The sequence below is a fragment of the Anaerocolumna cellulosilytica genome (assembly GCF_014218335.1).
GTDB lineage: Bacteria > Bacillota > Clostridia > Lachnospirales > Lachnospiraceae > Anaerocolumna > Anaerocolumna cellulosilytica.
On record NZ_AP023367.1, the window covers coordinates 2,596,555 to 2,610,604 of the forward strand.

A 14,050-nucleotide genomic window follows, 5' to 3' on the forward strand; every position below is an offset into this window, starting at 1 on the left:
AGGTGTACGTGTGCAAGCGCAGATAGCGCTAGTGCTATTAGTACAAGGGCACACAGATGGGAGGAAAGGTATGAAATATAAAAGAAAGAAGTATAAAAAGCTGTATGGCTATCTGACATTTGTTTTAGCACTGATACTGTCAGCGAGTACTACTGTGTCAGCGGATAGTGCGTTACCCTACGAGACTTATAATTTTGACTACTGGGAATATGTATATTATACTCCGGCAGCCTATGTACCGGAAAGCAGCCTATCGGGTATTGATTTAGGGGTTGGAAGTTTAAGTAATCCCCAGGATTTATTTGTAGCAGCAGATGGCAAAATATACATTGCAGATACAGGGAATAACCGCATTCTTATTTTAAATTCGGATTTAACACTTTATAAAGTGATGGAAAACTTTGATAATAACGGCAGTCCTGATACTTTTTTAAACCCATACGGTGTTTTTGTAACCGGTCAAAATGTGATATATGTAGCTGATATGGATCATAATCGAATTATAGCCCTGCATGAGAACGGGGAGCTAATACGAATTATTAATAATCCAGTATCGGAGGTATTGCCAGATAATTTCGTTTTTATACCCATGAAGGTGACGGTAGATTATGCCAACCGTGTTTACGTGATTGTTAAAAATATGTTTCAAGGTATAATGGCTTTTGATGAAAATGGGAGCTTTACTGGGTTTACCGGAACGATTAAGGTAGCTATCAGCACGTATGACAAGATTTGGAGACGTTTATCTACCAAAGCGCAAAGAGCAAGACAGGTACAGTTTATTCCAACGGAATTTACAGGCGTAGATATGGCACCAGATGGCTTTGTATATGCCACTAATATTGATACAAAGGGAGTACAGTCAGTCAGGAGGTTGAATCCAAAAGGTCAGGATGTTATTAAGAAGAAAGATGGCAGTTTAAGCGGTGATTTATGGTATAGACTTGCCGGAGACTATTCCGGAGCATCCAGAATTGTTGATATTGCCTACCGTGATAATGGAATCTATTCTATCATTGATCAGACTAGGGGTAGAATCTTTACCTATGACCATGAAGGAAATATTCTTTATATTTTCGGAGGAAGAGGAAGTCAGAAAGGGACTTTTAAAAATCCGGTTGCCATCGAAGCGATAGGCGATGTGATTATGGTTCTGGATGCAGGAAGGGGCGAAATAATGACCTTTACGGCAGCAGAGTATGGAAGATTGATTAATGAAGCGGTATCCTTACGTTTTCGCGGTGATGAATCAGCAGCGGTAGAAATATGGAAAAAAGTATTATTATTAGATGAGAATTTTGAACTTGCTTATGTTGGTATTGGAAAATCCTATTTGGCAGCAGGAGAAAATAAAATGGCAATGAAGTACCTAAAGCTTGGAATGGATAGGACGTATTATTCCATTGCGTTTAAACGGTATCGGGATGATATTTTAAAAGAGAATTTGGGTTCAATACTAACCATTGGCACACTATTGTTTGTAGGAACTGGTATTATACTAAAAATAAAAAGAAAGGGAGGAACAGAGCATGAGTAAGAAAGAAAAATTATTATATCCATTCTATATAATATCCCATCCCTTTGACGGTTTTTATGAGGTACGGCATCGGGAAAAAGGTAGTGTTTTAGTAGCTCTGTTTCTGGTATTTTTATTTGGCTTATCCTTTTCTTTAAATAGAAGATATGCAGGATTTATAGTAAATGTTATTAACCCAAGAACAGTTAACAGCTATGCAGAAATTATAAGCATCTTTTTGGCAGTCCTGTTATTTGCCGCCGCCAACTGGTCAGTAACCTGCTTAACAGAGGGAGAAGGGCGGTTTAAGGATATTATAACGGTAATTGGTTATTCCCTGCTGCCAATGGTACTAACCTTTATACCGGCAACCATTTTATCCTGGTTTACCGCATATGGGGAAGAAATCATCTATTATCTCCTTCTTTTAGTATCCGTTGTATTTTTTTCCATTCTACTCTTAATTGGGATAATGACAATACATAATTTCGGATTCGGTAAGACGCTCTTTACCCTTGTGCTTACTTTCATATCTCTCTTGCTGATTCTGTTTGTGTTGCTGCTTTTGATCTCACTCATCAATCAAGTGTATCTGTTTTTTGAAAGTATTTATACAGAACTAATTTTAAGAATATAGCTTAAAAATAACTAAATATTTTTTAGCTTCTTGATTTATACCTGTGCAAGCGCACATTGCACTAGAGCACACAGATGGGAGTTCAGTTGAAAAAACCATTTTTTCAACATCTTGATTTGTATGTACGCTGGACCTACAGATGGGAGTTTAATATGAAAATAAGTTTAAAGAAAAGCATAAAGCATAAAATGAAGCGGAACAAAACCCTGTTCATTATAATAGGACTCATTTTAGCTGCCGGAGGTTATCTAACCTATCTTTGTCTGAACTACTTCTTCTATGACACATATAAACAGTATCTTACGGAAGCTGTTTATGAAGACGGTTCACAATTTACACCTCTTACGGAAGACAATTCTTATGTATACGGCATGGTTTTAGCAGCAGAAAATGATATCTTAAAACTATATACCAATATAGAAACAACAGAGATAGCTGTTTACGATAAACGGAGCAATACAATTACATACTCCAATCCGCCGGACAGAGAGAAAGACATCCTTGCCTCAGGCAGCAATAAAACAGCATTAAACTCTCAATTTGTACTAAGTTATTACGATAGCAGTATGACAGAAGTAACTATGTATAATTATGATTACAGTGTGTTGAAAAAGCAGGTGACAGCAGAAAAAATAAAAGATGGTATTCGCTATACATACCTGTGTGGTAATCTGGACAGTCCAACCGGGTTGGTGCCCCCTTTTATCACAAAGGAGCGTTTAGAAGAAAAGATATTAAGCAGATTAACTGAAAAAGAAGCTAAGACGTTTAAAAACAGTTATACAGAATCTAAAACCCTAGAAGGCTTTCTAGAATTGTCAACCGGTGTAAAGGGAAACAAAGTTGGATTATCAAAACTAAATAAGCTTGTGGAGGCTGCCGGCTATACAGTAGAGGAGTTTGATGCAGACGCACAGGCGGCATCCGGTGATGAAGCCGCTGAAAGAACTACCTTCACAATTCCTTTGGAGTATCGGTTAGAGAAAGATAAGCTTATAGTATCCGTACCTACGGAACAGATACAGGAAACAGGCGGTGGAAAGCTTGCAAAAATAGATTTACTTTGCTTTTTCGGTGCAGGGGGAACAGAGGAAGAAGGCTATATGTTAGTACCAAATGGTTCCGGCTCTCTCATACACTTTAATAACGGCAAGCGAACGGAACGGTATAACCAATATATATATGGTATGGACGAAGCCATGCAATCCTTTATTGTAGTAGAGAACACAGAAGAGGCAAGACTTCCGGTATTTGGTATAAAAAGAAGGGACAATGCAGTATTTGCCATAATTACAGAAGGGGATACCTTGGCAAATTTAATTGCTGATGTATCTGGTGGTGTTAATAGCTATAACTATGTATATCCCTCCTTTCTTTTAAGAGGAACGGAAAAGGTATCTATGTTTGGTACCGCAGGAGTATCTGCTGATTTACCGGTATTGGAAAAGGATTTGTACCGGCTTACTATTACGGTTGGCTATTCCTTTCTAGAAAAAGAGGACGCCAGTTATTCGGGTATGGCTACTTATTATCGGACAGAATTAATGAATCGTGGTTTGTTATCGAAAAAATTGCCCTCAGAAAAGATACCTTTTTATCTGGATGTGGTAGGCGGGGTAAAACAGCAGATGAGTATACTGGGTGTACCTTATCTTGGTGTATACCCTATGACCACCTTTGAGGAGGCACAAGATATTGTTAAAACTTTTCAAGCAGAGTCGGTTAACAATCTTCGCATCAATTATTTAGGCTGGTTTAATGGTGGATATTATCATGACGTAGCCAAGGACATTAAGATAGAAAAGAAACTAGGTGGAAAAAAGGAACTTTTAAAACTAAAAGAATTGTTAGTTAATTCTGGTTCTAAATTATTTGGTGATGTTGCATTTCAGAAGGTATCTTTTGAATCAGATTACTATAATTATAAAATGGAAAGTTCCCAGTATTATTCCGGTTATGTAATATCCCTGGGTAGAAAGAATCCCGTTACCCTAAGACAAACTGGTTCCATGGGTTATCAAGAAACTAATTATAATATAGTGTCTCCTAAATTTTTGGTCCGTCATATTGATAAATTCAAAAAAAGCTTAGAAGAAGTTCCGTTAGATGGTATATCCTTACGAGATATGGGCGAGGTTTTATCTTCTGATAAAAGAAGAACAAATGTTATAAACAGAGAAGAAGCGAAAAAAATAATTACAAGTCAATTAATGCTGTTGCAGAATTCTGGTAAAGAGTTGATGATAAACAGTCCCAATGTGTATGCCTTTGCCTATACTAAAGATATACAGAATGTACCGGAGGGGCATAATCCGTATTATATTGTAGATGAAGAAATTCCATTTTATCAGATGGTAATCCATGGTATGACAGACTACTGCGGTAACCCCATTAATTTGAGTGACAATTTTGATAAACAGCAATTGGTTCTTAGAATGTTAGAATATGGTCTGGCACCACATTTTACTTTATCCTATCAGGACTCCAGTGATATTAAATATTCCGGCTTAAACAGTCTGTATTCAACACAATACGATAATTGGCTGAAGGCGGGGGTTGCAATCTATCATCAAGTCAATGAAGTGTTACAGTATGTAACCGGAAGCACTATAACAGAACATGAGATTTTGGACAATGGTCTGCGTCATATAAGTTATGAGAATGGTTGTACTCTATACATAAACTATAGCAATAAAGATAAAACCCATCAGGGAGTTAACATACCGGCCAGAGATTATGTTCTTAAAAAGGGGGCGAAAGGGCATGGCTATTAATAAGAAGATAAAAGCTGCAAAACATGATAAATTGACGTTGAGACATAAAAGGGCGATTGTTGGCTTGCTCTTTATATCACCTTGGTTTCTTGGATTTTTAATCTATTATGTAAGAAGCCTGTTTATCACTATTTCTTTCTCTTTAAGCAAAATCAACATAGCAGAAAGCGGAGGATATACTTCTCAATTTATCGGACTAAATAATTTTAAATATGCCCTGTTTCAAGATGCAAATTTTAATCAATTATTTGTCAATTCTATTATAGACATATTAATTGATGTACCTTTTATTATATTCTTCAGCTTGTTCATTGCATTGCTTTTAAATAGCAAATTTAGGGGACGAGGGCTAGTTCGAGCAATCTTTTTTCTACCGATACTATTGGGGTCCGGTGCTGTAGCAAACACACTATTGTTAGCAACACAGAATATTCAGGGTGGTGCCGGTGCTGTAGCTTCAGAAATGTCTGGCATATCGGGAGTGAATATAGATTATTTTCTAAGTATATTTACAGATTTAGGGCTTCCGGATAAACTGCTTGATTATATAGTTGATTTGATTGGCAGAATCTTTGATATTGTAAGAGCTTCTAGTGTACAGATAATAATATTTATAGCTGCATTACAATCTGTACCGCATTCTCTGTATGAAGTTTCCAATATTGAAGGTGCTACAACATATGAAACCTTTTGGAAGGTCACATTTCCAATGGTTTCTCCTCTGATTCTTACGAATGTAGTTTATACCATAGTTGATTCCTTTGTGGGAAGTTTAGTCGTTGACACCGCCTATGAGGCTGCTTTTGTAAATTATAACTATGGGTTAAGTTCCGCTATGAGTATTCTAAGTACTGCCGTTGTATGTGTTATTTTAGTGACAGTTGGTACCATATTAACCAGGAAAACATTTTACTATAATTAAAGGAGGGCTGTCATGAAAACGGGTCAATTAAAATTGCAATGGAAAAAAATCCGTCAGGATACTGTATTACAGAATAAAAGAAGTAAGATTCTAACAAAGTATAAGAAACGGCTTTTTTCTTTATTTAAGTTTCTTATCTTGTTAGGAATTTCTTATATTATATTAGGGCCGATTATAAGCATAGTCAGCAATTCCTTCTTTTCACCGACAGATGTATATAACCCTTCTGTTTTTCTATTTCCATTAAAACCTACCTTTGATAATTTCCGGCTAGCTATGCTTCGGCTTAATTATGTCAAAACGCTGAGCTTTACGGTAGTCTATATTAGTTTAATTACATTAATTCAGATTTTTATAACGTCAATGGCAGGATATGGTTTCGCAAGATTTGAATTTCCATTCAAAAATATTTTGTTTGGATGTGTAATTATAACAATAGTGCTGCCGACGCATACAATAATGCTACCCCTTTACCAGCATTTTAGAAGCTTTGATTTTTTAGGAATCTTTGAATCAGCCAGAGGCTCTAAGCTAAATCTGCTATCGAGTGAAACACCTATGTTTTTAATGACAATACTAGGCAGCGGATTACGTTCCGGTTTATATATCTACATATTCAACCAATTTTTCCGCGGTTTGCCAAAAGAAATTGAAGAGGCGGCCTTTATTGATGGAGCCGGCATGTGGTATACCTACCTTCGAATTATGTTAGTAAATGCTATACCCTCCGTTCTTACCGTAACTGTATTCTCGCTGGTGTGGCAGTACAATGACATGTTTTACGCCAGATTATTTTCAATGGCTTCTGATCATATAATAACCTTTCGGCTTTCAACGATACAGGCAACTATTGAATTTGTGGATAAGGTTAAGGATCCCTTGATATCGCAGCTTTATGTATATGCAGGTGTGATTTTAGTGTTACTGCCAATTTTAGTTATCTATCTGATTTTACAAAAGTATTTTATGGAAGGTGTAGAACGTAGTGGTATAGTGGGGTAAAAGTAAACACATGTTTACACCCCTGTTTTGGGCTGCGATGCGATTTAGTGACAGAAGTTCTAACTTTCTAAAAATAAATTATTAATCTATTGGAGGAGAATTCAATGAAGAAGTGGAGCAAAAAATTACTAACTGTTATCATGGCCTTTATTCTGGTTTTATCCTTGGCCGGCTGTAAGAAAGATAACAACACACAAACAGTAAACCAACCAGACAGTACACCAACCGTAGCCCCTGAAACAACCGAACCGACTAAAGGAGAAACCGAGAGCGTAGATGAAATCTACCCAGCTTTTGACATGCAAAAGAGAACCATTAAAGTCGGTATTTGGTGGGATATGTACTACACGAGTGAACATAATGATATAACAGATAACCCGGGATTGACCAATACGGAAACAGCCCAAATGATGTTAGACAATGTGAGAAGAATTGAAGAGAAATACAATGTTAGAATTGAATTTGTAAACCTGGGTTGGGAAGGTATCACGGAAAGTATTAATACTTCTATTATGGCCGGTACACCGGAATGTGATATCTATTTGGCAGACCTGCAATTTGGTATTCCCGCAGTAATTAACGGTCTTGCACAGGATTTGACAAAGATAGCCTCTCCGAATAGTGACATGTTTCATGACCAGAAAGTAATAAAACCGTTGGATGCTTTAGGCGGAACGTACCTTTTTTCCGAACAGGGGCTGCCTCAAAATGGTATCTTTCTTGGTTATAATGGAACTATGATTCAGGAGCTTGGTTTGGAAGATCCTCAAGAACTTTATAAACAAGGTAAATGGACCTGGGATAAATTTGCAGAACTTGCAAAAGCAGGCACCAGAGATACGAATGGTGACGGAACTGTAGATGTGTATGGTTTTGGAGGTGTATTCATTGATTTAATCAATGGATTAAACATGAATAATGGAGGAAGCCTTGCAGGAAATCCTACAGAAGGCCTTTCCACAAAACCAGTAATAGAATCTTTGGAATTTATTAATCGTCTTTATAACGTTGACCAATCTGCAAGACCATGGAACACGGAAGATTGGAATGATAATTACTTTGCCTGGTCTGATGGAAAAGTAATGTTTTGGACAGCTCAGGGTTGGTCTTTGAAACAGGAAGCAGATGCTGCGATAGCAGAAGGCGCAGAATTACCCTTTGATTACCATGTCGTACCTTATCCTTCCGGTCCAAGCGGTGATGGCAAAGCATATAGTCCAGTATCCGGCAACTGGTATTTTGTGCCCGTCGGTGTACAAGAACCGGAAAAAGTATTACAGGTATTTGAAGAGTATTTAAACTGGCATGGTGGAGACAGCGAATATAGAGATGACCCTAGTTGGTTTGAAAGCTGCTTTCAGACGGAAGAAGATTTAGAGATGGCGTACATCACTGGTGCCAACTTAAAATTAGACCCATGGAGTAGTTTAACCAGCTTTGATTTTGGAAGTAACATCTGGAATCCGATTGTAGTTGATAAAAATGCAACCGTTGCTCAATCAGTTGAATCCAGTAAACAGGTATTACAGGATGCTCTGGATACCTTCTATGGTGCAAATAAAGAATAAACTATATAATAATACAAACGGCACAAGGACATAAAACCTTGTGCTGTTTTGCATTATGGATTCGAATGAGTTTCGATTGAATTGTTTGAACTTTTCAAGTATAATGTATATTGTTGTTTTTATAGGAGGTTTTTTAACATTCTTATATATACGTGCGCTAATGCAGCAGACAGGCGTTTAAAAATTAAAAGCATTTTTCAATGTCCTGATTTTAGGTGTGCAAGTGCTATTGCACTGGCACACAGATGGGGGTTTATTATGATTTCAGCAATTGCAGCAATGTCTAAAAACAGAGTGCTTGGAATGAACGGAAAGATTCCCTGGCATATTAAGGGTGAGCAATCTCGTTTTCGGGAGCTTACTACCGGCAAAACCATTATTATGGGGCGGCGCTCTTATGATGAAATTGGCAGACCATTACCGGATAGAAAGACAATTCTTATATCAAGTAAATTAAATATACAGGATAATAACTGCGTTACAGTATCTTCACTTATAGAAGCATTAAGGCTGACTAAACATGAAGAAGAAGTATTTATAAGCGGCGGCGGACAGGTTTATGAAGAAGCACTGCCATTTCTTGATAGAATATATCTGACTGTAATTGATAAAGAATACGATGGAGATATATACTTCCCCGTTTTTGATACCAATATATATCGTAAAATCTATGAACATCGAATAGAAGGCGAAATACCCTATACTTATTATACCTATGAAAAGTATAGAATTTAATGTGATGTACTGAGACTGTGTACAGCTACAGGTTACATTTTACAGACAGTTTTAGTATTAGGTACAATTAATTTTTCGCAGAAAAGAAAGGAAGATTTTCATGATTTATTTAGATTATGCAGCCAATACACCAGTGGACAAGGAGGTTGCCGATACCTTTTATCAAATGTGTATGAATTATATAGGCAACCCCAACTCCCCCCATTCTCTTGGTGTTGGAGCGGCTGAAAGAATGTTAGAGTCAACCACTAAAATTGCAGGTCTTTTAGGTGTAAAGGAACAAGAGATTATCTATACTTCCGGTGCAAGCGAATCCAATAATATGGCAATCAAAGGAATTGCAGGAAGTTATAAAAGATACGGGAAACATATTATTACAACCTTTCTTGAGCATGCTTCTGTAACGGGACCCTTTACAGCACTTCAAAATGACGGTTTTGAAGTTGATTTTGTCAATATAGAGAAAAATGGACAAGTGGATTTACACCATTTAAAGGAGTTAATACGAGAAGATACCATATTAGTATCCGTTGGACTAGTAGATAGTGAAATCGGTACAATCCAGCCAATAACTGAAATTAATCAGATAATAAAAGAAAGAGACCATCTCTTCTTACATGTAGATGCCACTCAGGCAGTGGGTAAGATTCCGGTAAACTTTCAGGAAGCAGATCTTATTACTTTTTCTGCTCATAAATTTTATGGTGTTAATGGAAGCGGAATCTTAATTAAAAAAGAACATGTAATGCTGGAACCTTTGATTCATGGCGGATTAAGTACAACCTCTTTTCGAAGTGGAACCCCTGCACTTGCTCTGGCAGCGTCTACAGAAAAAGCACTTTCTTTGGCAATAGAAAACCAGGCCAAACGCTTAACTTACGTTAGGGGATTAAATCAACTGCTCAGAGAAAAGTTGTCTGTCTCTAAACCAATTGTAATTAATTCTCCCAAAGAAGCTTCTCCTTATATCTTAAATATAAGTGTAAAGGGAGTAAATACAAATAAACTTCAAGCAGAATTAGATCAAAAAGAAATCTATATCGCGACCAAGTCAGCCTGTTGTGCACCAAATACTGTATCAAAACCCGTGTATGCCATGACAAAAGACAGGAAACTAGCCCTTGCAACAGTTCGTATCAGTTTAAGCCACTTAACTACGAAAACTGAATTAGAAGAATTTATTTCAGTATTTTTAGAACAACTGCAAGTATTAAATAATTGACAATGTATAGGCATTATATTGTATTAGTAAGTAAAAAGAATACTGAATAGAAAGGAAGCCGCGTTTGTGGCTGTAACACATCAGCATAAGGTGTGTTATCCAATGAATATTATTATGGAAAAGCATATTGAGATAGAGAGAAGCCTTATAAAAAGGTTTCGCAAAGAAATATGGCGTAAGTTTATTACAGCAGTAAATGAGTATCAATTAATTAAAGAAGGCGATAAAATTGCCGTCTGTATATCCGGTGGTAAAGATTCCATGTTACTTGCAAAATGTATGCAGGAGCTTCAACGACACGGAAAATTTAAATTTGAATTAGTCTTTATGGTTATGGATCCTGGATACAATCCATATAATAGACAAATCATCATTGATAACGCAAAATACCTAAATATTCCTATTCATATATTTGAGACGGATATTTTTGATATTGTGGCAGATATAGAAGATTCACCCTGCTATTTATGTGCCAGAATGCGAAGAGGTTATTTATATAAGCATGCACAAGAATTAGGATGCAACAAAATTGCCTTAGGTCATCACTTTGACGATGTGATTGAAACTATCTTAATGAGTATGTTATATAGTGGACAAATGAAAGGTATGATGCCAAAACTTCACAGCACCAATTATAAAGGAATGGAGTTAATCAGACCGTTATATATGGTCAAGGAAGCTGACATTTTAGCTTGGAAAAAATACAATAACCTTCAGTTTATCCAGTGTGCTTGCCGTTTGACAGAAAACTGTATGTTAGGAGATGCAGGTATGGGGTCGAAACGCCAGGAAATGAAAGAACTTATTAAAAAGTTCAGACAGACAAGCTCTATTATTGATATGAATATTTTTAGAAGTGTTCATAATGTTAATTTGGATACAATGATTGGATATCAAAAAAAGCAAGTGACACATAGCTTTTTAGAAGATTATGATGAAGAAGACGGTATAACAGAAGAGGAATAGATTTTCTAATTTGTGATGCTGTATGAATTGCATAGCATCCTATCACGAAGGTTGTAAGAAAGTATAGTAATAGAGAAAGGAAGCCACATAATGATTCTTTCAATTAGTTCTATTTGTGGCAATATCGCAGGCAGCAATCTTGCGATATGCAATAGGTATAAAGATGAATAAAGAAGATTTTTACTTTGATTTACCGGAGGAATTAATAGCACAAGATCCACTGGAAGACAGATCCAGTTCAAGACTTCTAGTGCTTGATAAAGAATCAGGCCAAACCAGCCATAAAATATTTAAAGATATTGTTCAATACTTAAAATCCGGTGATTGCCTTGTAATAAACAATACAAAGGTTATTCCTGCCAGATTAATTGGTGAGAAGGAAGGAACTGGTGCAAAGGTTGAATTATTACTGTTAAAACGCAGAGAGGGTGATGTATGGGAAGCTCTTGTAAAACCTGGTAAAAAAGCTAAGCCTGGTACTAAAATCAGCTTCGGGGATGGCATACTTACCTGCGAAATACTGGAAATAGTTGACGAAGGAAACCGTATGGTTCAGTTTAACTATGAAGGTATTTTTGAGGAAATCCTGGACAGATTGGGGCAGATGCCACTGCCTCCGTATATTACCCATCAATTACAGGATAAGAACAGATACCAGACGGTCTATGCCAAACACGAAGGTTCCGCAGCGGCTCCCACAGCAGGACTTCATTTTACTAAAGAACTCATAGATGAGCTAACGCAAAAAGGGGTTATAATTGCCAATGTTACACTTCACGTTGGACTAGGTACATTTCGCCCGGTTAAAGTGGAGAATATCTTAGAGCATCATATGCATTCAGAGTTTTATCAAATCGAAGCGGAAGAGGCAGAAAAAATAAATGGGACGAAAGAAAAGGGAGGCAGGGTAATCTGTGTTGGCACTACAAGTTGCAGAACCGTAGAATCAGCAGCGGACGAAAACGGTCTTGTAAAAGCTGGCAGCGGTAATACCGCGATTTTTATTTATCCTGGTTATAAATTTAAAGTTCTAGATGCTTTAATAACTAATTTTCATCTGCCGGAGTCCACTCTGATTATGCTGGTATCGGCTCTTGCCGGAAGAGAACCTGTACTAAAAGCATATGAAGAAGCAGTAAAAGAGAGATACAGGTTTTTCAGTTTCGGAGATGCTATGTTCATACAATAATACCTTTAACTTAATATACAAACAAAGGTTTGCTTAAAGAAAGCACAGCTCATAATTTAAAACAGACTATAAGCTGTGCCTTCTTTTTATTATTTGCAACTGAAAAGGTGATTGTAATTTAAAGTATTACTTTCCTAGTAAAATGTTGCTCAGGAGTTTTAGCTCAAATTATATAATAAACCTTGTTCTTATCCGTCTGTTTAAATATAAACAATATGCTTATATCAACCTTGTATTAAGCCATTTAAATCGGCATAAAAGTTTGGATAAGAAATATTTACGCATTCTGCCCCAAGTATCTCTGTATCTCCTTCCGACAGAAGACCGGCTATGGCAAAGGACATGGCTATACGGTGGTCAGCTTTACTTTCAATAGAAGTACCTTTTAGTCCGTTGCCCCCTTCGATAATCATACCATCCTCTGTAGCTGTAACGTTTGCACCCATCAAGGTAAGGTTCTGAACCATTACATCGATACGGTTAGATTCTTTTACTTTTAACTCTGCGGCATCCTTTATGATAGTAGTACCTTTTGCAAAACATGCCATAACTGCAATAACAGGAATTTCATCAATAAGAGTAGGAATTAATTCACCACCAACAATCGTTCCTTTAAGAGAGGTACTGCGGACAATAATGTCTGCAATTGCTTCTGTGTCAGTATTCCGAATATTATCAAGAGAAATATCTGCTCCCATCTGTTCACAAACTTTTATAATACCATCTCTGGTCGGATTAATACCGACGTTTTTTATAACCAGTTCGGAATTTGGGACCAGCAGACCGGCGGCAATAAAGTAAGCTGCAGAGGAGATATCGCCGGGAACCTCAATTTTATCACCCTTTAATTTAGGCTCAGGTAATATACTTGCTGTTGTATTGTTGATGATAATTTCCGCACCAAGCCGTTTCAGCATGAGTTCCGTATGGTTTCTGGATACATAGGGTTCTGTAACAGAAGTCGGACGGTCTGCATATAAACCGGCGAGAAGAATGGCAGACTTTATTTGAGCTGAAGCAACAGGTGATTCATAGAGGATTCCTTTTAAAGAAGTTTCTTTTCCACGGATTTTCAGGGGTGCCCTTCCATCTCCCGTAAGGCTTTTGATATCAGCCTCCATCTGAGATAAAGGAGCAATAACTCTATCCATAGGCCTTCTTTGTATAGATTCATCCCCTGTCATAACAGAATCAAAGGACTGACCAGAAAGAATCCCTGACATAAGTCTCATAGTAGTGCCACTGTTACCCACATCTAAAACACCGGAAGGTCTTTTTAGACCTCTTAACCCCTTCCCCCTGACAATTACTTTATTAGAAGCAGTCTGATTTACAATTTCAATTCCCATATCGCTAAAACAGGAGATGGTTGAGAGGCAGTCAGCACCCTGAAGGAAATGGGTAATTTCTGTAATTCCTTCTGACAATGAGCCAAACATGACGGCTCGGTGGGATATAGACTTATCACCAGGAACTTCAAGTTCGCCTTTTAATTGCTTTGCATTTTTTATTACCATGT

The 14,050-nt window shown here is 37.1% G+C and carries 11 protein-coding genes; 10 read left to right on the forward strand and 1 reads right to left on the reverse strand.

The window, feature by feature from the left end; all coding sequences use genetic code 11:
* Positions 1 to 70 precede the first annotated feature (70 nt).
* The 10 genes from acsn021_RS10550 (at position 71) to queA (ending at position 12,531) form a co-directional block, all read left to right on the forward strand.
* On the forward strand, positions 71 to 1,537 hold the full coding sequence (locus acsn021_RS10550; RefSeq protein ID WP_184089841.1) for an NHL repeat-containing protein: 1,467 nt from the start codon (positions 71 to 73) through the stop codon (positions 1,535 to 1,537).
* A complete protein-coding gene (locus acsn021_RS10555; protein WP_184089838.1) occupies positions 1,530 to 2,153 on the forward strand; it encodes a Yip1 family protein in 624 nt (207 codons plus the stop codon). The genes acsn021_RS10550 and acsn021_RS10555 overlap by 8 nt, the downstream gene beginning before the upstream one ends.
* Before the next feature lie 152 nt (positions 2,154 to 2,305).
* On the forward strand, positions 2,306 to 4,927 hold the full coding sequence (locus tag acsn021_RS10560; RefSeq protein WP_243167751.1) for a DUF5696 domain-containing protein: 2,622 nt from the start codon (positions 2,306 to 2,308) through the stop codon (positions 4,925 to 4,927).
* Entirely contained in the window at positions 4,917 to 5,849 is a 933-nt protein-coding gene (locus acsn021_RS10565) for a carbohydrate ABC transporter permease (protein WP_184089835.1), read from the forward strand. The genes acsn021_RS10560 and acsn021_RS10565 overlap by 11 nt, the downstream gene beginning before the upstream one ends.
* A gap of 12 nt (positions 5,850 to 5,861) precedes the next feature.
* Complete coding sequence (locus acsn021_RS10570; RefSeq protein ID WP_184089832.1) at positions 5,862 to 6,851, forward strand: carbohydrate ABC transporter permease; 990 nt, start codon at positions 5,862 to 5,864, stop codon at positions 6,849 to 6,851.
* 104 nt (positions 6,852 to 6,955) lie between these two features.
* Positions 6,956 to 8,419: an ABC transporter substrate-binding protein gene (locus acsn021_RS10575; protein WP_184089829.1), complete on the forward strand. Its 1,464-nt coding sequence runs from the start codon at positions 6,956 to 6,958 to the stop codon at positions 8,417 to 8,419.
* 258 nt (positions 8,420 to 8,677) lie between these two features.
* Positions 8,678 to 9,154 carry a dihydrofolate reductase gene (locus tag acsn021_RS10580; RefSeq protein ID WP_184089826.1) on the forward strand — a complete coding sequence of 159 codons (477 nt, stop codon included), beginning with the start codon at positions 8,678 to 8,680 and terminating at the stop codon, positions 9,152 to 9,154.
* 100 nt (positions 9,155 to 9,254) lie between these two features.
* Complete coding sequence (locus acsn021_RS10585; protein ID WP_184089823.1) at positions 9,255 to 10,376, forward strand: cysteine desulfurase family protein; 1,122 nt, start codon at positions 9,255 to 9,257, stop codon at positions 10,374 to 10,376.
* Between the two features lie 102 nt (positions 10,377 to 10,478).
* Complete coding sequence (locus tag acsn021_RS10590) at positions 10,479 to 11,342, forward strand: tRNA 2-thiocytidine biosynthesis TtcA family protein (protein WP_243167750.1); 864 nt, start codon at positions 10,479 to 10,481, stop codon at positions 11,340 to 11,342.
* 163 nt (positions 11,343 to 11,505) lie between these two features.
* Positions 11,506 to 12,531: a tRNA preQ1(34) S-adenosylmethionine ribosyltransferase-isomerase QueA gene (gene queA, locus acsn021_RS10595; protein WP_184089820.1), complete on the forward strand. Its 1,026-nt coding sequence runs from the start codon at positions 11,506 to 11,508 to the stop codon at positions 12,529 to 12,531.
* Between the two features lie 224 nt (positions 12,532 to 12,755).
* Here queA and aroA read toward each other — a convergent pair whose 3' ends face one another.
* A complete protein-coding gene (aroA, locus tag acsn021_RS10600; RefSeq protein ID WP_184089817.1) occupies positions 12,756 to 14,048 on the reverse strand; it encodes a 3-phosphoshikimate 1-carboxyvinyltransferase in 1,293 nt (430 codons plus the stop codon).
* Positions 14,049 to 14,050: the final 2 nt, after the last annotated feature.